We start from the raw sequence: 22,666 nt of genomic DNA on the forward strand, positions 1-22,666 counted from the left end.
CCATCATCAGATCCATGGAACTCGCCAAGAGCTTTGAACCTGCGGACATCGAGCGCCGCTGGTACCCCGAGTGGGAATCCCGCAATTATTTCGCCGCCGGCCTGGACACTTCCAAACCCGCTGACGAATCCTTCTGCATCCTGCTGCCGCCGCCCAACGTCACCGGCACCCTGCACATGGGCCACGGTTTCAACCAGACCATCATGGACGCCCTCACCCGCTACTACCGGATGAAGGGCCACAACACCCTGTGGCAGCCGGGCACCGACCACGCCGGCATCGCCACCCAGATCGTGGTGGAGCGCCAGCTGGACGCCCAGGGCATTTCCCGCCACGACCTGGGCCGGGAGAAGTTCCTGGAAAAGGTGTGGGAGTGGAAGGAATACTCCGGCGGCACCATCACCCGCCAGATGCGCCGCATGGGCACCAGCCCGGACTGGAAGCGGGAACGCTTCACCATGGATGCCGGCCTCAACAAGATCGTCACCGAATCCTTCGTCCGCCTCTACAAGGAAGGTCTCATCTACCGCGGCAAGCGCCTGGTGAACTGGGACCCGAAGCTGCACACCGCCGTCTCCGACCTGGAAGTGGTGCAGGAGGAGGAAGACGGTTTCATGTGGCACATCCGCTACCCCCTGGCGGACGGCAGCACCACCCTGACCGTGGCCACCACCCGGCCCGAGACCATGCTGGGCGACACCGCCGTCATGGTCCACCCGGAAGATGAGCGCTACAAGCACCTCATCGGCAAGATGGTGAAGCTGCCCCTGACCGACCGGGAAATCCCGGTCATCGCCGACGCCTATGTGGACATGGAATTCGGCACCGGCGTGGTGAAAGTCACCCCGGCCCACGACTTCAACGACTACGCTGTGGGCCAGCGCCACAACCTGCCGATCATCAGCATCCTGACCCTGGATGCCAAGATCAACGAGCACGCCCCCGAGAAGTACCGGGGCCTGGACCGGTTCGATGCGCGCAAAGCCGTGGTGGCCGACCTGGAGGCCCTGGGCATCCTGGAAAAGACCGACAAGCACAAGCTCAAGGTGCCCCGCGGCGACCGTACCGGCGTGGTCATCGAGCCCATGCTCACCGACCAGTGGTTCGTCGCCATGAGCAAGCCCGGCGAGGACGGCAAGTCCATCACCGAGAAGGCCCTGGACGTGGTGCAATCCGGCGAGATCAAGTTCTACCCGGAAAACTGGGTGAACACCTACAACCAGTGGCTCAACAACATCCAGGACTGGTGCATCTCCCGCCAGCTGTGGTGGGGCCACCAGATTCCCGCCTGGTACGGCGTGAACGGCGAAGTCTTCGTTGCCCACAACGAGGAAGAAGCCCGGTCCCAGGCCGATGCCGCCGGTTACGCCGGTCAGTTGACCCGGGATGCGGACGTGCTCGACACCTGGTACTCCTCCGCCCTGTGGCCCTTCTCCACCCTGGACTGGACCCCGGAATACCCGGCCAAGTCCAACCCGGCCCTGGACCTGTACCTGCCCTCCTCCGTGCTGGTCACGGGCTTCGACATCATCTTCTTCTGGGTGGCGCGCATGGTCATGATGACCAAGCACATCACCGGCAAGATTCCCTTCAAGCACGTCTATGTGCACGGCCTGATCCGGGACGGCGAAGGCCAGAAAATGTCCAAGTCCAAGGGCAACGTGCTGGACCCCATAGACCTGATCGACGGCATCGACATCGAAGCGCTGGTGCAAAAGCGCACCACCGGCCTGATGAATCCCAAGCAGGCGGCCCAGATCGAGAAGAAGACCCGCAAGGAATTCCCCGAGGGCATCCCCTCCTTCGGCACCGACGCCCTGCGCTTCACCTTCGCCTCACTCGCCTCCCCGGGCCGCGACATCAAGTTCGACCTGAATCGCTGCGAGGGCTACCGCAACTTCTGCAACAAGCTGTGGAACGCCACCCGCTTCGTGCTGATGAACGTGGAAGGCCACGACCTGGCCCTGGAACACGCCCAGGCCGCCGACGGCTCCTGTCCCGCCACCCCGGGTGCCGCCCCCCTCAAGTTCAGCTTCGCCGACCGCTGGATCGTCAGCCGCCTACAGAAGCTGGAAGCCGAGGTGGCCCAGCACTTCACCGAATACCGCTTCGACCTGCTGTCCCAGGCCCTCTACCACTTCATCTGGGACGAGTTCTGCGACTGGTACCTGGAAGTGGCCAAGGTGGAAATGGCCGGCGCCAACGAAGCCGCCGCCCGGGGCGCCCGCCGCACCCTGGTGCGCACCCTGGAAGCCCTGCTACGCCTGGCTCACCCGGTGATCCCCTTCATCACCGAAGAACTCTGGCAGACCGTGGCCCCGATCGCCGGCCGTAAAACCGGCGACTCCATCATGCTGGCGCCCTACCCGGCTGCCGACCTGAAGAAGGTGGACGAGGACTCTGAAGCCAAGATGGAGCGCCTCAAGACCTACGTTTCCGCCTGCCGCAACCTGCGGGGCGAAATGAAAGTTTCCGATTCCATGCGCACGCCCATGATCGTGGCTGGCGACACGGGGGAGCTGAAGGAATTCGCCCCCATCCTGCAGGCCCTGGCCAAGCTCTCCGAGATCAGCTTCGTGGACGAGATTCCCGCCGACGCCCTGGCCCCCGTAGCCGTGGTGGGCGAAACCCGGCTGATGCTGGTGGTGGAGATCGACGTGGCCGCCGAAAAGGAACGCCTGGCCAAGGAAATCGAGAAGCTGGAAAAACAGGTGGCCATGGCCAAGGGCAAGCTGGACAACGAAAGCTTCGTGGCCCGGGCTCCCGCTGCCGTGGTGGCCCAGGAAAAGGAACGCATGGAAGCCGCCCTGGCCACCCTGGGCAAGCTCAAGCCCCAGCTCGCCAAGCTGGGCTGATTTTCCCGCCCCGACCAAACGGGCCGCCTCCCGATGGGGAGCGCGGCCCGTTTCTTTTGCCACTACTTCCAGGCGCTAACTTCTCAAGGCGCAGCTTCCACCAAGGCCACCTGGCCCCAGCCCCGCAAGGCATTGCCGCAGCGGATTTCCTCCGCCCGGCGCAGGTCGGCCAGGCGGAGCTCTGCCTCCCGAGCCAGGCCCGCCGCCAGCATTTCCGCCCGGAATACCCCGGGCAAGGCGCCCGACTCCAGGGGCGGCGTCAGCCACTCGCCATCGATGCGGGCAAAGACGTTGCTGCGCGCCCCTTCGGCCACCCGGCCCTGCTCGTTCAGGAACAGCACGTCGAACACCTCCGGGCGCTCCGCCACCCGGGCCAGGGCCTGGTCATACAGGCTGCGCGCCGTGGTCTTGTGGCGCCGCAAGGGGTCGTCGGCATCGATGCGGGGCTCTGCCAGGAGGAGCAGGCGCTCGCCCCCGGGCTCGGGCCCCAAAGGCTGACAGCGGACGCTGAAGGCCCCGGCCTTGTTTAGGCTCAGGCGCACCCGGCACAGGCCGTCGGCCAGATCGCCCAGGTCCAAGGCCGCCCGCATCGCCGCCTCGCTCCAGGGAAAGCCCAGCCAGGCCGCCGAGCGGGCCATACGTTGCAGATGCCCGGCCAGCCGGGGATAACGAGGCTGACCCGAGAGTACTTCCAGGCGCAGGGTTTCTATCAGTTCCAGCCCCGGATCCAGGTCCGTGAGGAAACGCCCCTTGAGTAGGCACTCCTGCCATTCGGCCCCGGCTTCGGAATCCGCCACAATGCCGCTGCCCACCCCCATGCGGCCCCGGCCCCGGGCATCGATCTCCAGACTGCGGATGGCCACGTTGAGACGCAGCTCCCCAGCCGGCGAGCGCCAGCCCAGGGCTCCGGTGTAAATGCCCCGGGGACCCTGTTCCAGCTCCCGGATGATCTGCATGGCCCGGACCTTGGGAGCCCCGGTGATGGAACCACAGGGAAACAGGGCCTGCAGCAGGGCGAAGTCGTCCCCGCCGTCCACCTCCGCCTCCACCTGGGAAACCATCTGATGCACGGTGGGGTAGCTTTCCACGGCAAACAGGGAGGTCACGGCCACACTGCCGGGCCGGGCCAGCCGCCCCAGGTCATTGCGCAGCAGGTCCACGATCATCAGGTTCTCCGCCCGGTTCTTGGCGGATGCCGCCAGGGCCTGGGCCGCCAGCCGGTCCGCGCCGGCATCCGGGGAACGGGGCGCCGTACCTTTCATGGGCCGGGTCAGCAGATGCTCCCCCTGGCGATGCAGGAACAGTTCCGGAGAGAGGGAAATGATGCTGCCTTCCGGCGCCTGCACCAAACCACCGTAACGCACTGGCTGGCGGGTCCGCAGGCGCCGGTAAAGGTCCAGGGGGGTGCCGTAGGCCTGGAATTCCAGGGGAAAGGTGAAATTGATCTGGTAACAGTCGCCGGCCCGGATGTAATCCTGGATCCGCCCCAGGGCGGCCCGGTAAGCGGACTCCTCCAGCCCGGCCCGCAGCGCCCCCACCCCGGCTGGCGCCATCGCCCCCCGGGCGGCCAGCCAGGCCTCCAGCTCCGGGGGGGACAGCACCTGGCAATTCCGGTAAGTCTGCACCCAGGCCCGGGTACCGGCCGGCTTTGCCCCTGCCGCTGCAGCAGGTTCCAGCACCGGCCCCAGTTCGTAATCCAGACACCAGACGGACCACAGGCCCTGGGCGGCGACGGCCGCCAGGGCCTGCTGCAGGGTCTGCCCATCGCTCACCGGCCAACGGGCGGCAGGTTCCTGGAACAGCCAGGCCGCCGGCTGCCCGGGCACGGCAAAGCGGTCCTCAAACAGGGCGAAGGAGGCAGGCAAGGGGGGATGCAAATGGACGGCTCCGGCGGTGCCCGCCGGAGCCCAAGCGGCTTACTTGCGCTTGATCAGGTATTCAAAGACCTTGTCCTTCTCCTCGTGGGCGAGGAGCTCGTTGCCGGTCTGGCGGGCAAAGGCCTGGAAATCCTTGGCGGAACCGGGATCGGTCGCCAGAACCTTGAGCACCTGACCACTGGTCATTTCCGCCAGGGCCTTCTTGGTGCGCAGGATGGGCAGGGGGCAATTGAGGCCCTTCACGTCAAGTTCGCGGTCGAAATCCATGATGTCATTGGCTTCAGCAAATACGAAAGGGAGGCATTTTACGCCTTATTTGGGCTTCATTTCTTCTTGCTGGCGCCGCTTCAGCTGACGCAGCCGGGCATCGATGGCGGAACGCTCGTAAAAATCCCCATCCTTGGCCTTCTGGGCCAGTTCCAGCTGCTCGATGGCCGCCGGCAACTGCCCCTGCAACAGGTAGGCTTCGGCCAGGGCCTTGTGCTGCTGTCCGGCCCGGCCCCGAGCGGCATAGGCCTTGGCCTGGAACTGGTACAGACGGGCATCCTGGGTATTTTTCTGCACCTGGCCATCCAGGAAACGCTGGGCCTCCTCCAGACGCCCGTGCTGCAGCAGGGCTTCCGCATGGCTGTACACCAGGCCGCTGGCATTGGGGAAGCGCGCCAGGGCCTCCTTGAACACGGTCAGACCGCCGGCCACATCCCCCCGGTTCACCCGGGCCTCCGCGTACAGGCGCTCAATCATCGGGGAGCCGCCACGGCCGCCGCGCAAACCCGCCAGCACCTGCTCGGCCTCCTTCCAGTCCTTCTGGCGCACCAGGGCCACGGCCAGTCCGTACTGGCTGGCGGCCACGTGCAGGGTTTTCTGCTCCTGCAACAGGGTACGGAAATGGGCCACGGCCTCGGCCGGGGTGCCGCGCAGGGCTTGCAGGCGGGCCCGTACCAGGTGGAAATCCTGGCTGTCCGGCACCTGCCGGTAGGGAACATCGAGTTCCCGGTTCTGCATGTCGGAGATGCGCTCCACGTTGAGGGGGTGGGTACGCAGATAGACCGGGGCATTGTTTTCGTAAGCCCGGGTGGCCCGTTGCAGACGGGCGAAAAAGGCTGCCATGCCGCGCACGTCGAACCCGGCTTTTTCCAGGGTCTGGAAGCCGATCCGGTCCGCTTCCCGCTCGAAATCCCGGGAGAACCCCAGCTGCGCCTGGGCCGCTCCAGCCGAGGCGGAGGCCACAGCCGCTCCCGCCATGTCCGCATTGGAGCGGGCCGCAAGCAGGGCTGCCGCCATGGCCAGCAGGCTGGCGGTGGATATCTGCTTCTGCTTTTCGATGATGCGGGCCAGATGGCGCTGGGTCACGTGGGCGATTTCGTGGGCCATCACCCCGGCCAGCTCGGATTCATTCTGAACGGCCAGGATCAGGCCGGAATTGACGCCGATGTAGCCGCCGAACATGGCAAAGGCGTTGATCATGGGGTCCTGCAGGGGGAAGAAGTAGAACCCCTGGGCAGGATCGGGACTGGCCGCCACCAGGCGATTGCCCAGCTGGTTCAGGTAGGCTTCCACTTCCGGGTCGTCCAGATAGCTGGGCTCCCGCATGCGGATTTCGTTCATGATCTCCTGACCGATCTTCTTCTCGGTCTGCAGGGTGAGCCCCGCCCCCGCCGCATCGCCCAGCTCCGGCAGGTCGGACTGGGCCCAGGAAGATCCGGCCATACAGGCGGCCAGGACCAGGATCGCGATTCGCTTGGCTTTTCCCATGGGTGCTATGATAGCCCAGCCCGGTCCCGGGCCTTCCTCCCAAATCGGTAACGGAAAGTAAGTTCGTGTCCTCCAGCACTCCCGCCCCAGTTTCGCCCCTCACCCATTTCGATGCCACCGGCCAGGCCCATATGGTCGATGTGGGCGAAAAAGCAGAAACCCCGCGGGTGGCCAGGGCTGCCGGCAGCATCCGCATGGCCCCCGCCACCTTCGCCCTGATCCAGCAGGGCTCCGCCGCCAAGGGCGACGTGCTGGGCATCGCCCGGATCGCCGGCATCCAGGGGGCCAAGCGTACCGCCGACCTGATTCCCCTGTGCCACCCCATCGCCCTGACCCGGGTGGCCGTGGAATTCCGCCTCGACGCAGCCGGCAGCCGGGTGCTCTGTGAAACCACGGCGGAATGCCATGGCCGCACCGGTGTGGAGATGGAAGCCCTCACCGCCGCCAGCGCCGCCCTGCTCACCATCTACGACATGTGCAAGGCTGCGGACCGGGGCATGGTGATCGAATCCATCCGCCTGCTGGAAAAGCGGGGAGGCAAATCAGGGCACTGGACGGCCCCCTCCGAAACCTGAGGCGGACGCCGCCAAAAGAACCAGGTCGTAAAAAAACCCGCCAAAGGCGGGTTTTTTGATCTCGGGAACCGGGAATCAGGCGCGCTGGATGTTGGCAGCCTGCTTGCCCTTGGGACCCTGGACCACGTCGAAGGAGACCTTTTCGCCTTCCTTCAGCGTCTTGAAACCATTCATGGTGATGGCGGAGAAGTGGGCGAACAGATCTTCGCTGCCATCATCGGGAGTGATGAAACCAAAACCCTTGGAATCGTTGAACCACTTGACGGTACCAGTTGCCATAATTGCTACTTCCTACAAAAAAACATAAAAACGGGGTCAACCCGACTGCTTGTTTTGACTCCAGCGACCGGTGCCAGTGGCGTAGCGATACGTCTTGAATCCAAACATCGTACAGTTTTACGCGAGCCGCATCCGGGCGTCAACATTTTTTATTAGCCCCCTGAAAAAGTCCATGAAGGCCGCAGCCAGGGGGCTCCAGGCCTGTTGCACTCTGGTCGGGAGTGTATAGAATCGGTCGCATGCCTACCCAGCAACAGAACCATGCCGTACTGGATGCGGAACGTACCCGCCTGGAGCCTCCGCGGCTCTACAAGGTGCTGCTCCTGAACGACGATTACACCCCCATGGACTTCGTCATTCTGGTGCTGCAGCGTTTTTTTTCCATGGACCCAGAACGCGCCACGCAAATCATGCTCAAAGTCCACAACGAGGGACGCGGATTGTGCGGGGTGTATCCGCGCGACATTGCCGCCACCAAGGTGGATCAGGTCAGCGCCTTCGCCCAGCAACACCAGCACCCCCTTGCCTGCGTCATGGAGGAAAATTGATGATCGCCCAGGAATTGGAAGTCAGTCTGCACATTGCCTTTGTCGAAGCCCGGCAGAAGCGTCACGAGTTCATCACCGTGGAGCACCTGCTCCTGGCCCTGCTGGACAACCCCACTGCTGCCGAGGCCCTGCGGGCCTGTGGCGCCAATGTGGAGCAGCTGCGCAAGGACGTGACCCAGTTCATTGCCGAGCACACCCCCACGGTTCCCGGCGACAACGAAATCGACACCCAGCCCACCCTGGGGTTCCAGCGCGTCATCCAGCGGGCCATCCTGCATGTCCAGTCCTCCGGCAAGAAGGAAGTGAACGGGGCCAACGTGCTGGTGGCCATCTTCGGCGAGAAGGACTCCCACGCGGTCTATTACCTGCAGAAACAGGGCATCACCCGCCTGGACGTGGTGAATTTCATCTCCCACGGCATCAGCAAGGTGCCTCAGCCCAAGGCGACCACCGAAGGGGAACATGAGGGTGAACAGGAGCAGGCCCAGGCCGGCCCCTTGGAAAACTTCACCATCAATCTCAACAACCTGGCGCTGCAAGGCAAGATCGACCCCCTGATCGGCCGTGACCCGGAGCTGGAACGGGTGATCCAGACCCTGTGCCGGCGCCGGAAGAACAACCCCCTGCTGGTAGGTGAAGCCGGGGTGGGCAAGACCGCCATCGCCGAGGGCCTGGCCCGCCGGGTGGTGGAAAACGAGGTGCCGGAAATCCTCGCCAAGGCCACGGTATACGCCCTGGACATGGGCGCCCTGCTGGCCGGCACCAAGTACCGGGGCGACTTCGAGCAGCGCCTGAAGAGCGTACTGAAGCAGCTGAAGGAAAACCCGGATGCCATCCTCTTCATTGACGAAATTCATACCCTGATCGGGGCCGGCGCGGCCTCCGGCGGCACCCTGGACGCCTCCAACCTGTTGAAGCCGGCCCTCTCCAGCGGCCAGCTGAAATGCATCGGTGCCACCACCTACAACGAGTACCGGGGCATCTTCGAGAAGGATCACGCCCTCTCCCGGCGCTTCCAGAAAATTGACGTAAACGAGCCCTCCCAGGCCGAAGCCCTGGAAATCCTCAAGGGCCTGAAAACCCGTTTCGAAGCCCACCACGGCATCAAGTACTCGGCGGCTGCCCTGTCCTCTGCGGTGGAGCTCTCGGCCCGTTACATCACCGACCGGCACCTGCCGGACAAGGCCATCGACGTCATCGACGAGGCCGGCGCCGCCCAGCGCATCCTGCCCAAGTCCCGGCAGAAGAAACTGATCGGCAAGCAGGACATCGAGGAAATCGTGGCCAAGATTGCCCGCATTCCGTCCCAGCACGTGAGCGCCGACGACAAGGGCGCCTTGAAGAATCTGGAGCGGGACCTGAAGGCCGTGGTGTTCGGCCAGGACCCCTCCATCGAAGTGCTGGCCAAGGCCATCAAGATGGCCCGCTCCGGCCTGGGCAGTCCGGGCAAACCCATCGGTGCCTACCTGTTTTCGGGCCCCACCGGAGTGGGCAAGACCGAGGTGGCCAAGCAGCTGGCCTACAGCCTGGGCATCGAGCTGGTGCGCTTCGACATGAGCGAGTACATGGAACGCCACGCCGTCTCCCGGCTGATTGGCGCCCCCCCGGGCTACGTAGGCTTCGAGCAGGGCGGCCTGCTCACCGAAGCCATCACCAAGAAGCCCTACTGCGTCCTGTTGCTCGATGAAATCGAGAAGGCCCACCCGGACATCTTCAACATCCTGCTGCAGGTGATGGACCACGGCACCCTGACGGACAACAACGGCCGCAAGGCTGATTTCCGCAACGTGATCATCATCATGACCACCAATGCGGGCGCTGCCGAACTACAGAAGAGCAGCATGGGCTTCACCTCGGCCCGGCAGCTGGGCGACGAGATGGTGGAGATCAAACGGCTGTTCACCCCCGAGTTCCGCAACCGCCTGGATGCCATCGTCTCCTTCAAGGCCCTGGACCACGAAATCATCCTGCGGGTGGTGGACAAGTTCCTGATGCAGCTGGAAGAGCAGTTGCACGAGAAGAAGGTGGAAGCCCACTTCACCCCGGCCCTGAAGGAAATGCTGGCCGCCAAGGGCTTCGACCCGCTGATGGGTGCCCGTCCCATGGCCCGCCTGATCCAGGACACCATCCGCGCCGCCCTGGCGGACGAATTGCTGTTCGGGCGCCTGGCAGGAGGCGGCAAGGTGACGGTGGACCTGGACCAGGACGGCCAGGTGCGCCTGGATTTCGAGGAAGAAGAGGAAATCGCCGTCTGAGCCCTTCGGCCCGCCTATAATCCAAGCCATGCTGAACGCATGGCTTTTTTTTGCATCAAACCCGAAAGGAGACTTTCCATGAGCTTCAAGACCCCCGACCTGTGCGACACCTTCGAGAGCGAACTCGGCCAGAGCCTGCGCGTGGTGACCCCCATGTTCCAGAGCTATGGCGGCCGCAAGGCCTTCACCGGCCAGATTGCCACCTTGAAGCTGTTCGAGGACAACTCCCTGGTACGCGAGGTGCTGGGCGAGGCTGGCCAGGGCCGGGTGCTGGTGGTGGACGGGGGAGGCAGCCTGCGTTGCGCCCTGGTGGGTGACCAGCTCGCCATCCTGGCCCAGAAAAACAGCTGGGCCGGTATTGTCGTGTATGGCTGCATCCGGGATTCCGCCGACATCAACCAGACCGACATCGGCGTACGGGCCCTGAACACCCACCCCCAGAAAAGCATCAAGCGGGGCGTCGGGGAAAAGGAACTGGCGGTGACCTTCGGCGGTGTCACCTTCAATCCGGGCGAGTGGCTCTATGCGGACGAGGACGGCATCCTGGTCTCGGCCCGGAATCTGCTGAGCTGAGAAGATGAGACTCCTGGCTTCCCTGCGGGCAAGAATGGCGGCCATCCTGGCCCTGGCCATCCTGCCCCTGTTCATCCTGTCCCTGCAGGTGAATCTGGAAGCCAGGAAACAGGCCCTGGAGCAGGCTGAAGGCCAGATCCGGCGCATGGCCCACACGGTGAATGCCGAAGAGCAGCAGGTGGTGGGCTACACCCACCAGATCCTGCAGATCATGGCCAATGCCAACGATCTGGAACGCCTGGACTCCCCGGATTGCGATGGTCTGGCCCGGCGATTGCTCGGCACCCAGCCCCTGTTCAACAACTTTGGCGCTGCCCTGCCCTCGGGCCGCATCGTCTGCAGCGGCCGCCCCATGGGTGAAGCACCCGTGGATGTCAGCGAACGCACCTGGTTCGTGGAGGCCATGGGCAACCGGCGCTTCACCCAGGGCAGCAAGGTGGTGGGCAAGATTTCCGGCAAGACCGGGGTGGTGTTCGGCCTGCCTATCCTGACCCCCCGGGGCGAACTGCGGGGTGCGGTGTTCGCCAACGTCAGCCTCGCCTGGTTCGAACGGCTGCTCAGCGGCCTGAACCTGCCTCCCGGCTGGGAGGCGGGGATTCTGGACGAGGAGGCCAACCTGATCGTCAGCAACCCCGGCAGCAGCAGCGGGATATCCCGGGTCAGCACCCAGGCACACTGGCAGCAACTGATACAGGGAGGGGCCCCGGAACAGCTGCGGCACATCACAGGCCCCGACCAGACCGAACGCCTCACCCTGCTGGCCCCCCTGGACTCCACCCGGGGCGGCATCTGGTTCTACATCAGCGCGCCCAAGGCTGAGGTTCTGGACCCCGTGGAACGGACCTTCCGGCTGCAACTCCTGATTTTCCTGCTGGTCGCCCTGGGCGCGGGCGCCCTGGGTTTCTGGGTCACGGACCGGAACATCCTGGCCTGGACCCGGAAGCTGGGGCACATGGCCCGGCGGGTGGGCCAGGGGGAACTGGATGCCAGAATCCAGGAAGCCCAGGGCATCACCGAACTGGCCGAGCTGGAACGGGGTTTCAACCAGATGGCGGCCAATCTGGCGGCACGGCAGCAGAAAGAGAGGGAAGATGCCCAGCACATCGCCGAACTGAATCGGCTCTATTCCCTTCTGAGCGCCGTCAATCAGTGCATCGTCAGCGCCAAATCCCGCCGGGAGCTACTGCGCGAGGTCTGCCTGATCGCCCTGGAAAAAGGGGGATTCAGCCTGGCCTGGATCGGTTTCGTGGATGGGGACAACCAGGAGCTCACCCCGGTGATGCAGGCCGGACAAACCGACTTCCTGCGTCAGGGCGAACGTCCCGAAGGCCCCTCCCCTGCCGCCACCGCCTATCACAGCGGCCGCCTGGCCGTGGTGGACGACATCCACAACAACCCGCCCTCCACCTGGCGCGACCGGGCCCTGAGCAGCGGTTTCCGGGCGGCCGTGGGAGTTCCCCTGAGCCAGCGGGGCCAGGTCGTCGGCGTCCTGGTGCTGTATGCGCCCCAGCCCGGGGTGTTCGACAGTGCCGAACTACACCTGCTGGAGGAAGTGGGAGGGGACATTTCCTATGCCCTGGACCGCCTCGATACCGAGGCCGCCCGGCAGGTTGCCGAAGCCCGTCTGGCCCGCCTGAACGAGGAACTGGAGTTGCGGGTGGAACAACGCACCGCCGAACTGCTGGCCGCCAACCAGGACCTGGAGGCCTTCTCCTACTCGGTATCCCACGATCTGCGCGCCCCCCTGCGCGCCCTGTCCGGATATTCCCGGCTGCTGCAGCTGGACCACGGGGAGCGCCTGGATGAAGAAGGGCAGCACTACGTCAGCCGGATCGCCCAGGCCAGCGAACACATGAACCACCTGATCGACGACCTGCTGCGCTACTCCAGGCTGGGGCGCAGGGGCGTGAAGATCGTGCCGGTACAGCTGGACAGCCTGCTCCAGCACATCCTGTCCACCCGCCAGGCCCGGATTCAGGAGAGCCAGGCCCAGATTCACTCGACCCATCTGCCGGACGTGGAAAGCGACGCCACCCTGCTGGAACAGATTCTCGCCAACCTGATCGACAACGCCCTGACTTACCATGCGCCCGAACAGCCCCCGGTACTGGACATCCGTGCCTGGATCACGCCTGAGGGCTGGCAGCTGCAAATCAGCGATCAGGGCATAGGCATCGCCCCCGAACACCAGGACAAGGTGTTCGCCGTATTCCAGCGCCTGCATCCGGACGAAACCTACCCGGGCACCGGCATTGGCCTGGCCATCGTGCGCAAGGCCGTACAGCACCTGGGCGGCAGTATCCAGCTCCAGTCTGCCCCCGGGCAGGGCAGCACCTTCACCCTCAGCTTCCCCACCACCCCACCCTCCCTTTGATCCATTGCAGGCAGAGTCCGGCTTGACCAAGCCCCTATGCTGCACCGCACAAACAAAATTTGTGTTTAATATCAGTTGTCTTATAGAAGACTTGTGTGCAGCGCACAAAAACAGAGCTTTCATAGTCGCAAAATGCGTTTTGTATTACGAAAAATGATCTGTAGTGCATTGTTTTTTATATATAAAAAAAACAGCACCAAAACCCGTAAAACTATTGCTGCCCCGCAAAACGATATCTATACTTCGCTCCACATCGGTACGGCAAACCGCACCGAACACAGCAAAAGGGTGGCAAGGAACAGCAGCATCACCACCCTCCACGGATCAACCACGACGAAAAGGAACTCTCATGTCTTCTCGCGAACAGCAAATTCAACAACTGGAAAAAGATTGGGCCGAAAACCCCCGCTGGAAGGGCATCAAGCGCGGCTACTCCGCTGCCGACGTGGTGCGTCTGCGCGGTTCTTTCCAGGTTGAACACACCCTGGCCCGTCGCGGTGCCGAAAAGCTGTGGAACCTGGTCAACAACGAACCCTACGTGAACTGCCTGGGCGCCCTCACCGGCGGCCAAGCCGTGCAGCAAGCCAAGGCCGGCATCAAGGCCATCTACCTGTCCGGCTGGCAAGTTGCTGCCGACAACAACGAATACGCCGCCATGTACCCGGACCAGTCCCTGTACCCCGTGGATTCCGTGCCCAAGGTCGTGGAGCGCATCAACAACGCCTTCAACCGCGCCGATGAAATCCAGTGGTCCAAGGGCATGAACCCGGGCGACGCCGGCTACATCGACTACCACCTGCCCATCGTGGCCGACGCTGAAGCCGGTTTCGGCGGCGTGCTCAATGCCTACGAACTGATGAAGGCCATGATCCGCTCCGGCGCTGCCGGCGTGCATTGGGAAGACCAACTGGCTTCCGTGAAGAAGTGCGGCCACATGGGCGGCAAGGTGCTGGTGCCCACCACCGAAGCCGTGCAGAAGCTGATCGCCGCCCGTATGGCTGCCGACGTCTATGGCGTGCCCACCCTGGTGATCGCCCGTACCGACGCCGAAGCCGCTGACCTGCTGACTTCCGACTACGACGAGAACGACAAGCCCTTCCTGACCGGCGAGCGCACTCCCGAAGGCTTCTACAAGACCAAGAAGGGTCTGGACCAAGCCATCTCCCGCGCCATTGCCTACGCCCACTACGCCGACCTGGTGTGGTGCGAAACCGGCACCCCCGACCTGGAGTTTGCCCGCAAGTTCGCCGAAGCCGTGCATAAGGTCCACCCCGGCAAGATGCTGGCCTACAACTGCTCTCCTTCCTTCAACTGGAAGAAGAACCTGGACGACGCCACCATCGCCAAGTTCCAGAAGGAACTGGGCGCCATGGGCTACAAGTACCAGTTCATCACCCTGGCCGGCATCCACTCCATGTGGTACAACATGTTCGATCTGGCCCAGGACTACGCCAAGCGCGGCATGTCCGCCTACGTGGAAAAGGTCCAGGAGCCCGAATTCGCTGCCCGCGACCGTGGCTACACCTTCGTCTCGCACCAGCAGGAAGTGGGCACCGGTTACTTCGACGAAGTGACCACCGTGATCCAAGGCGGCAAGTCCTCCGTCACCGCCCTGACCGGTTCCACCGAAGAAGAACAGTTCCACTAAGCAGAGCCAGCCTCTGGGCCGCCCACCCCGGGCAGCATGCAGCCGGCCCCCACCAGGGGCCGGTTTTTTGTTGACGGTTGCCGCCGCACCCAGGGGGCGGGAGTTGTGCCCTGCCCCAGGATCCGGGCGCTAACCCCAGCCCCGCCCCTTCCCGCTGCCGACAGGTCAGCCCCGGCGCCTGTCCAGCGGCATCCCTCTTTCCACCGGACTCACGCCCCGGACTCACGCCCCTGGGCACGCTCCCCCGCCAGCCGGGTACGGCGTGGCGCCTCCGGTTCCGCTGGCCCCTGACGCATCACATGCTGGCACTGGCGCTGAAACAGTTGCAGTTGCAAAGCCAGGGCCCGGCGAGCATTGCGTCTCAGCTGCAAACGCCAGGCGGCAAATCCGGCCAGCCCGGCCAGGGCCACGAAGGGCAGCCAGCCCAGGCCCCGGGTGGCCGAGATCACGAACATCACCATCAGGATGCCCCCCAACAGCCCCAGGCGGTTCTGCTGCAGCAGAATTTCGTGGGTGGCATCCACCTGATCCATCTCATCGAGGGCCTGCCCGAGATTGAAGCTCAGCCGCTGCAGGGCCAAGGTCTGACGCAATAGGGTCTCAAAGCTTTCTTCCGGGTAATCCATCCCCGACAGACGCGCCGCCATGGTCTGAAACTGTTCCAGGGCCAGACGCATCTCCCGGCGCCCGGCCGCATCGGGCAGGTTCCCCGTCAGGGTCAGGGGCATCAGGATACGCACCAGGTCCTGGCGCAGATCCCGGATCACCGCCTCCCGGGCCCCCAGACTGGCCAGCCGCTGCTGACGCTCGGCCTCGGCTGCCTGCCGAGCCGTGGCCAGCAGACGATAGGCCACCAGCCCCCGGGCCACCCGGCCCTCCCCTTCCAGCTGCGCCAGCTCCCCGGCCAGGCGGGCGAACCAGGGGCAATCCTCCTCCAGCTCCGGGACAGCCCGGGCCACTTCCTGCTCCAGAGCCGCCAGATAATCGGCCTGCCCCAGGGCCAGCAGCAGGGGCCCGTGCCAGTCCAGGCGAGGCGGAAACTGGAAGCCGTCTTCCCGGCCGTAGACCACGGCATCGAAATTCACCACCCGGGCCTTGTCATTACCTGCCACCGCCCGGGGCCGGTTGCTCCAGCTCCGGTAGGCCTCCCTGGCCACATCCCAGGCCCGGCGCACCTGTTCCAGCCCCTGACGCCAGGCACTGTCCAGGGGCTCCAGGCCATCCTCCCCCTGGCGGGCGAACAGGGCCAGGACGCCGTCCTCGAACAGGCTGTCCAGCCAGCGTTTTGCGGCACCAGCCGCCTCCCCCCCGGCCTGAGTCTCACGGGCAGCGGCCAGCAGGGCCTCCCGATGGGCGGGCCGCCCCTGCCAGACCGGGGGCAGCTGGGGCGCCGCCGCCAGCAGGAAGCGCAGCAGGCGCCGGTCATCGCTCTCGCCCCGGGCCTCCATGATGTCTGCCAGACGCCGGGTCAGGTTGAAGTCGTGCAGCTCTTCCTTGAGCCAGTCCCTCAGCAGACCCCGCTTCAGGTCCTGCACCCCTTCGGGCCAGTGGGCCGCCAGGGCCAGGGCCAGTTCCTCGCCGCTCCTGGCCTCGTGCTCGCCCACGTGGTAAGGCCGCACGCCGGCAGCGCCGGATTCCACCGGCGCCGTAAGGCCGGGATCCCCCGCCAGCCAGCGCTCCACCTCGGCCCCGCCCCAGCGCCGGGAGGGGTCCCGCAGCAGCAGGCCGCGGCAGAGCCGGGCCAGGTCTTCATCGGCAACGCCGGTGATGTCCACGGGCCGGGTGGCCAGGTGATGGTTGATCACCTGCTCCGACAGGCCGTCGAAGGGATGGCGGCCGGAAGCGGCCTCCAGCAGGATCATGCCCACGGACCACCAGTCCGCCTTGGCGTCGATGATGCCGGTCAGGGCCTCGGGAGCCGCGTACTTGACGGTGCGGGCCCCGTCGGTGAAGTGGCGGGTGCCCTCGGAAAGGGAGGCAATGCCGAAATCCGTAAGGGCCAGGGAGAGGGGCTCCCGGCACCGCACCAGCACGTTTTCCGGCTTCAGATCCCGGTGCAGGATGCGCTGGGCGTGGATTTCCATGAGCCCCGCCGCCAGCTCCCGCACCAGGCGCTGCAGGGTGTCCCGGCTCAGGAGGCCGCGCCGGATCACATCCCGCAGGTTGCCGGCCCGGCAATACTCCATGAGTTCCCAGGCCACCCCGTCGGCCACCCCGTACCCGAGGAAGTTCACCACGTGGGGACCGGCGGCAGAGACCCGGGCCAGGAGGGCGCTGTCGGGCTGGATGCCGCGCCGGTAGAGCTTGGCCACCAGGGCCTCGCCTCCGGCCAGGGGTTCGACGATGAGCAGGTCCGCCTCGCTGCCCGCCGCCTGGAGTTCATCCACCACCCGGTAGCGGGCCGCCAGCTCCCCGGGCAGGTTGGTGCGCAGGACGGGACGGGAAACAGGGGGCGCCAGACTGGGGCCGGGCACCGGTTCCAGGGCTGCGGGCGCCAGTTCGAAGCCGGGCGGGGAAGCCGCCCCGGCAGCAAGCGGCTCGACCAGGACAGGGGCCGGCAACTGCGGCAAGGGGGTGTTGCAGTACAGACAGCGGACCGTACCCGGCGGGTTGGGCTGGCCGCAGTCCGGGTCGGGGCAGAGCAGCGGACCGGCCGCCGGAGACGGCACCACCGGGGCAGGTGGCACTGCCGCAGGCACGGCCAACCCCGGGGATTCAGACAGCGACAGTTCCGGCCAGCGCAGGCCGGTGGCATCGGGGGCGGCTGCAGCGCCTGCATGAGCGGCTTCGGCGGCGGCTTCGGCGGCAGCTGCATCGCGCGCAGGGGCGGGGGCCGGCTTTGCGTCCGCCGATACGACAGCCCCAGGCTCCAGGGGAGCGGCCGCCTCTCCCGCTTCAGGCGTCTGCCGCGGCAGCGAAAAATCCACCCCGGCCAGCAGGGTGGCGCAGACGCTGCAATGAACCCGGTCAGGGGGGTTTTCGGTGTCGCAGACGGGGCAGATGCGGATGTAGCGGTTCATCGCCGCCAGGATACCTGATTCAGGCCCAGGCCCCGCTCGGCGCACAGGGTTTCCAGGGCGGCCATGTCGCCCCGGGCCGGGATGCCGATCATCCAGATGCGCCCGCCTTCAACGCTCACCTGCAGGGTCTTGCCCTGGACGCTTGCTTCGCGCCGGTGGCCGTAGCGGGCCTCGCCCAGGGGCGACAGGGGCACCAGGGTCTGGTTGGCGGAACCGCGCCAGAGCCCGCCTTCAGGCAGAGCTTCGGCATAGGGCTCGGGGATCAGGGCATCGAGCTTCTTCAGCAGGGCCCCGTGGCGGGCTTCCAGGGTCTTCAGGGGATAACCGCTGTAGCAGAGCAGATCCAGTTCCAGCCCCGCCTGCTGGCGCCAGCGCCCCAGGCCATCCAGGAGCGCCCCCAGGGCCAGGGGCTGATCGAAGGGCTCGCCGCCGCTCAAGGTGACGCCGTCCACGCCCCCTTTCGCCTTATCCCGGCACCAGGCCAGCAGCTCCGGCACGCTCAGGCTGCCGCCCCCGGCCGGGTCCCAGGTGTCCTGGGAAACGCAGCCTTTGCAGCCGATGCTGCAGCCCTGGAACCAGATGCCGATACGCCGCCCGTGCCCCAGCACCGTGACCGGGTAATGGGCCTTGTTGAGGCGCAGCAGCAGGGGAGTGCGGGGATGCCGGGCCAATCCTCACTCCAGCCGCAGGGTGACGATCTTCTCCTCGCTCTCCCGGAGCTCCACCACCCGAATCTGTTGCCGCCCCTCCAAATCCTGGGCGAACAGGGCCCGGGCCAGGGGATTGATGAACACGGATTCCAGCTGATTGCCGATGCCCCGGCCGCCGTTGGAAAGATCGTGGATGCAGCGGGCCATCAGGTCCTGGCGCACGGCGGGTTCCAGTTCCAGCTCCAGCTTGTGCTCCTCCCGCACCCGGTTCACCACGTTGTTCAACATGCCGGCGAAGATGCGCTCGGCCACGGGTGGGGTGATGAAGTTGAACACCACGATGTTGTCGCCGATACGGTTGAGGATTTCCGGCCGGGACAGGCGGTACTTGAAGTAGTCGGCGATGGCGCCCTTGACCCGGCTTTCCACGGTTTCATAGCTGTCCCCCGGCTGCACGTTCTGGATGCGCCGGCCCTGCTCGTCCTCCACGTAAATGCCCAGGTTGGAGGTGAAGACCAGGATGGTTTCGGAGAAATAGGCGGTATCGCCCCGGCCATCCGTGAGGCGCCCGTCTTCGAGTATCTGCAGGAATTTGTCGAGGATGCGCGGGTGGGCCTTTTCCACCTCGTCGAAGAGCACCACCGAGAAGGGCTTGTCGCGCACCGCGTTGGTGAGCTCGCCGCCGGCCTCGAAGCCCACGTAGCCCGGGGGCGCCCCCAGCAGCCGCGCCCCCGTGTGCTCCTCGGCGAATTCGCTCATGTCGAAGCGGATGTAGGCCCGCTCGTCGCCGAACACCAGCTGGGTCAGGGTCTTGGCCAGTTCGGTCTTGCCCACCCCGGTGGGGCCGGCGAAGAACAACACCCCCCGGGGCCGGTTGCCGCCGCTCCGGGCCTGGGCGCCGGTGAGGCCCATCACCGAGCGCATGAGGATGTCCACGCTCTTGGTGACCGCCTGTTCCTGGCCCTTGACCCGGGTCTCGATGAACTCCGCCGCTCCGGCGATACGCTGGCGCAGGTAGGGCTTCTTCCAGGGATTTTCCAGGGCCCCCACCTTGTAGCACTGCACCGCATCATCCACGTCCCGGTAGGCGATGCCCTGGCGGTCGGCCAGCTGGGCCGTGTCGGAAAGGGCCACCAGAGGCAGGCCCTCGGTGGCGGAGGCAAAGTCCCGAGCGAATTTTTCCCGCTCGTCGGGGCCGGCCTCGTCCATCTTGTGGAACAGGGTGAAGTAGCTCCGGGCCGCCGCCTCCCGGGTTTCGAAATCCGGCAGGCCCACGTTCAGGCTCTCCACCCGGGCATTGTCCAGGGCGAACCAGGAGGGTAGATCCTGGGGCCGGTTCAGGAGCCACAGGACCGGATTGAAGCGGGGCTTGTTGTCGGCCAGAGGCCCAGGCTCCTTGGCCATGACCGGGACCGCCTGCACCGCCAATCGCTCCGCAGCAAGGAAGAAGCGGTGCTCGTTGGCATCGAGCTGGTCCGGGTGGCGCACCAGCCGGGAGGCGAAATCCACCAGCAGGGCGCAGCGGGCCTCGCGCATCCGGGTCAGGCGCTGCATCAGGCCGGAGAGGCTATCCAGGCTCATGGGCATGGCCCCGTCCTGGAGCTTCAGGTCGAAGAGCCGGGTGGCCAACTCCACCGCCTCCGGCTCGTTGGGATAGGGGCGCAGCCCGCCCACCGGGTCGTAGATCAGCAGGAAGCGGCAGTCCTGGCGCTGCAGGGCCGACCACAGACAGCGCACCAGGGGCACCGGGGTCAGGCTGCCATTGCTCAAGGGAGCGAGGAAATGGTCGCGGATGTTGCCGGCCACGATGAACTGGGAGCGGATCGGCAGCAGCCGCTCCAGGTCGCGGATCCAGCGGGGCGTGAGGGCGGTTGTGGAATCAGTGCTCATGATTTACCGGGCAGGTCCATGGTTCTGGGGGCAGTCCGGGGGCGGGCCCGCTCCCCTTCCTCAAAGCGGGGCAGGCTTTCCGGGGCCACGGCCTGGACGGGCAGCTCCCCCGCCTCCAGGCGGCGGGTCACGTCCAGCTTCAAGCCCCGGGCCGCCAGGGTGTCCAGCAGGCGGGGGAATTCGGCGCACCAGCGCTCCTCCGCCATGAAGTCGAGACGCTTCCGGACAGCGCCCTCTTCTTCGGCAGCGCTTTCCTGGCGAGCCCGCACCACATTGAAATTGAAGGTCTTTTCCTTGACGTTGGCGCGCAGGCGAACATAGTAGCCTTCCCAGCCCGGGCGCTGGAAGTGCAGCATGCCGCCCTCCACGAACAGGGTTTCGCTCACCGCCTCCACCTGGTACCCCAGGTCCTGCAGGGAATGCTCCAGGACGATGGCGGCGGCCTCGGCCTCGCGCCGGGCCTGCTCCGCCACGCAGGCGCCGGACAGGATCTGCAACTGCTGCCGGGTTTCCGGGTCCAGGCGCCCCAGGCCCGCTGCCACTTCGGCCAGCAGGGCCCGCAGGCTTTCCGGCAGGGCGGCCTCGGGCAGCTGCTCCAGCCAGGCTGCCGCCTGCTCCGCCTCCGCCCTGGCTTCGGCCTGGGCCTGGCGCTGCAGGTGCACCTGCAGGCGCAGTTCGTTGGCCAGCAGTTCGGCCCGGGCCGGGGTCTCGGCCAGGATCACCTCCCGGGCCAGGACTTCCAGCTCCGCCGGGACTGGCATCCCGGCCGGCAGTTCCAGGCGCGCCAGGACCCGTTCCACGGTGGCCCGCCAGGCCGCCTGGTCGGCTTCGCCGCGCAGGGCCTGGCGCCGGGCCAAGTAGAGGGCGAGGATGTTGTCCAGGTCGGGGGTTGCGGCCACGGCCTCCAGGGCCTGGCGCACTGCCTGGCCGGCCTGGGCCGCCACCCGGGTTTCCAGTTCCTGCAGCAGTGCCTCCAGGGCGCGCACATGGGCGGCCCAGGCGGAAAGTTCCGCTCCCCGAGGCGCCAGAGGCAGCTCGGGACGCTGCTCCAGCAGACCGGCCAGGCGCCCCAGCCGCCGCTCCAGGGTTTCCACCCGGCCCTGCAGGGCGGCCAGCCGCTCCCCCTCGGCGGCGCGGGCCTGCTGGCGCAGGGACAGACGCTGCTGTTCCCGGGCCCGGGTTTCGGCCAGGACGGCTTCGTATTCCAGCCCCATGGCATGGGCTTCGCGCAGGGCTTCGGCCACCAGGACGATGGCCAGGGATTCCAGGGAGTAGGCGGCGGTGGCGGGACCACTCATGGGGCGCTTTCCAGTCGGGCAGAGCCAGGATTATGACTGGAAAGGCATGCCCTTGTCCCCCGCGGCCAGAGGCTGTTTCCAGCCCCAATAGCCGGGACTGGAATAGGTGCTCTTGAGCAGGTCGATGAACAGCCGCACCCGCAGGGGCAGGTGGCGGCGCTCCGGAAACACGGCAAAAATCCCCACGGGGGGCGCGGCCAGGTGATCCAGCACACTCTCCAGGCGGCCCTGGCTCAAATCCTCCCCCACCTCCCAGAGGGAACGCCAGGACAGGCCCCGCCCCGCCAGGGCCCACTCGTGCAGCACGGCCCCGTCGTTGCACTCCAGATTGCCTGTGACCTTGAGCATCAGGGTTTTGGCCGGGTCCTCCGGGTCCCGGAACACCCAGCCCCGCTGCTGGCCCAGGGACAGGCAGTTGTGCCGGGCCAGGTCCTCCAGGCTGACGGGCCGGCCGTGGCGGGCCAGATAATCCGGGCTCGCCACCACCATGCGCTGCATCTCCCCGAGCCGCACGCTGACCAGGCTGGAATCGGGCATCTCGCCGATGCGCACGGCGCAATCTATGCCCTCGTTGAGCAGGTCTACGAGCCGGTCCGAGAGGTTGATATTGGCCGTCACCTCCGGGTTCTGCTCGAGAAAGTTCATGACCAGGGGCGCCACGTGCTGGCGCCCGAAACCGGCCGGGGCGGAAATTTTCAGATGGCCGCTGGCCTTCACCCCCCCGGCGGAGACGCTGGCCTCCGCGTTGGCCAGGTCGGTCAGGATGCGCTGACAGTCCTCCAGAAAGGCCTCCCCCTCGAAGGTGATGGAAAGGCGCCGGGTGCTGCGCACCAGCAGCTTCACCCCCAGACGGGACTCCAGGGCATCCAGCCGGCGGCCGATGATGGCCGGGGTCACCCCCTCGATGCGGGCCGCGGCGGAAAGGCTGCCCCGGGTCGCGACGGCCACGAAAGCTTCGATCTGTTTGAGGTGATCCATGGGCGATTTTGTACTTAAAGTAAAAGATAAATTGCCAAAATAGCGTATTTATTTTGCCCGCCCAGTGCAATAGACTGCATTCGTCCCAAGT

At 65.9% G+C, this 22,666-nt stretch carries 16 protein-coding genes; 7 read left to right on the forward strand and 9 right to left on the reverse strand.

The features are described 5' to 3' along the window. Positions 1-14 precede the first annotated feature (14 nt). Entirely contained in the window at positions 15-2,855 is a 2,841-nt protein-coding gene (locus G474_RS0109130; protein WP_026686701.1) for a valine--tRNA ligase, read from the forward strand. Between the two features lie 83 nt (positions 2,856-2,938). On the opposite strand, the gene pabB is transcribed toward G474_RS0109130, so the two are convergent. The 3 genes from pabB to G474_RS0109145 are packed head-to-tail and all read right to left on the reverse strand — an operon-like array spanning position 2,939 to position 6,487. Continuing rightward, the gene (gene pabB / locus G474_RS20270) at positions 2,939-4,732 is read right to left on the reverse strand and encodes an aminodeoxychorismate synthase component I (protein ID WP_051282182.1); all 1,794 of its coding nucleotides are present in this window, start codon (positions 4,730-4,732) and stop codon (positions 2,939-2,941) included. 39 nt (positions 4,733-4,771) lie between these two features. After that, complete coding sequence (locus tag G474_RS0109140; RefSeq protein WP_026686702.1) at positions 4,772-4,999, reverse strand: sulfurtransferase TusA family protein; 228 nt, start codon at positions 4,997-4,999, stop codon at positions 4,772-4,774. Between the two features lie 45 nt (positions 5,000-5,044). Beyond that, entirely contained in the window at positions 5,045-6,487 is a 1,443-nt protein-coding gene (locus G474_RS0109145; RefSeq protein WP_043463816.1) for a M48 family metalloprotease, read from the reverse strand. Positions 6,488-6,552: 65 nt separating this feature from the next. On the opposite strand from G474_RS0109145, the gene moaC reads away from it, so the two are divergent. Next, complete coding sequence (gene moaC, locus G474_RS0109150) at positions 6,553-7,062, forward strand: cyclic pyranopterin monophosphate synthase MoaC (protein WP_026686704.1); 510 nt, start codon at positions 6,553-6,555, stop codon at positions 7,060-7,062. A 75-nt stretch (positions 7,063-7,137) separates the two neighbouring features. Here moaC and G474_RS0109155 read toward each other — a convergent pair whose 3' ends face one another. Continuing rightward, positions 7,138-7,341: a cold-shock protein gene (locus tag G474_RS0109155; protein ID WP_026686705.1), complete on the reverse strand. Its 204-nt coding sequence runs from the start codon at positions 7,339-7,341 to the stop codon at positions 7,138-7,140. Positions 7,342-7,580: 239 nt separating this feature from the next. Between G474_RS0109155 and clpS the strand changes: the two genes are divergently transcribed. The 5 genes from clpS to aceA all read left to right on the forward strand — a co-directional run bounded on the left by clpS (position 7,581) and on the right by aceA (position 14,739). Beyond that, on the forward strand, positions 7,581-7,889 hold the full coding sequence (clpS, locus tag G474_RS0109160) for an ATP-dependent Clp protease adapter ClpS (RefSeq protein ID WP_026686706.1): 309 nt from the start codon (positions 7,581-7,583) through the stop codon (positions 7,887-7,889). Next, positions 7,889-10,144, forward strand: a complete 2,256-nt coding sequence (clpA, locus tag G474_RS0109165; protein ID WP_026686707.1) for an ATP-dependent Clp protease ATP-binding subunit ClpA — start codon at positions 7,889-7,891, stop codon at positions 10,142-10,144. Before clpS ends, clpA begins: the two co-directional genes overlap by 1 nt. 78 nt (positions 10,145-10,222) lie before the next feature. Continuing rightward, positions 10,223-10,717, forward strand: coding sequence for a ribonuclease E activity regulator RraA (rraA, locus tag G474_RS20275; protein WP_043463818.1), 495 nt, complete (start codon positions 10,223-10,225; stop codon positions 10,715-10,717). Between the two features lie 4 nt (positions 10,718-10,721). Continuing rightward, on the forward strand, positions 10,722-13,091 hold the full coding sequence (locus G474_RS22050) for a sensor histidine kinase (RefSeq protein WP_084513683.1): 2,370 nt from the start codon (positions 10,722-10,724) through the stop codon (positions 13,089-13,091). A gap of 349 nt (positions 13,092-13,440) precedes the next feature. Further along, complete coding sequence (aceA, locus tag G474_RS0109185) at positions 13,441-14,739, forward strand: isocitrate lyase (protein ID WP_026686708.1); 1,299 nt, start codon at positions 13,441-13,443, stop codon at positions 14,737-14,739. A 209-nt stretch (positions 14,740-14,948) separates the two neighbouring features. On the opposite strand, the gene G474_RS22055 is transcribed toward aceA, so the two are convergent. The 5 genes from G474_RS22055 to G474_RS0109215 are packed head-to-tail and all read right to left on the reverse strand — an operon-like array spanning position 14,949 to position 22,575. Next, entirely contained in the window at positions 14,949-17,759 is a 2,811-nt protein-coding gene (locus G474_RS22055) for a serine/threonine-protein kinase (protein WP_051282184.1), read from the reverse strand. Then, positions 17,756-18,430, reverse strand: a complete 675-nt coding sequence (locus tag G474_RS0109200) for a 4Fe-4S cluster-binding domain-containing protein (protein ID WP_026686709.1) — start codon at positions 18,428-18,430, stop codon at positions 17,756-17,758. The genes G474_RS22055 and G474_RS0109200 overlap by 4 nt, the downstream gene beginning before the upstream one ends. A 3-nt stretch (positions 18,431-18,433) precedes the next feature. Beyond that, positions 18,434-20,299: an AAA family ATPase gene (locus tag G474_RS0109205; RefSeq protein ID WP_026686710.1), complete on the reverse strand. Its 1,866-nt coding sequence runs from the start codon at positions 20,297-20,299 to the stop codon at positions 18,434-18,436. Further along, the gene (locus tag G474_RS0109210) at positions 20,296-21,597 is read right to left on the reverse strand and encodes a coiled-coil domain-containing protein (protein WP_026686711.1); all 1,302 of its coding nucleotides are present in this window, start codon (positions 21,595-21,597) and stop codon (positions 20,296-20,298) included. Before G474_RS0109210 ends, G474_RS0109205 begins: the two co-directional genes overlap by 4 nt. A gap of 30 nt (positions 21,598-21,627) precedes the next feature. Then, positions 21,628-22,575, reverse strand: coding sequence for a LysR family transcriptional regulator (locus G474_RS0109215; protein ID WP_026686712.1), 948 nt, complete (start codon positions 22,573-22,575; stop codon positions 21,628-21,630). Positions 22,576-22,666: the final 91 nt, after the last annotated feature.

Source organism: Azovibrio restrictus DSM 23866, assembly GCF_000429665.1.
GTDB classification, from domain to species: domain Bacteria; phylum Pseudomonadota; class Gammaproteobacteria; order Burkholderiales; family Rhodocyclaceae; genus Azovibrio; species Azovibrio restrictus.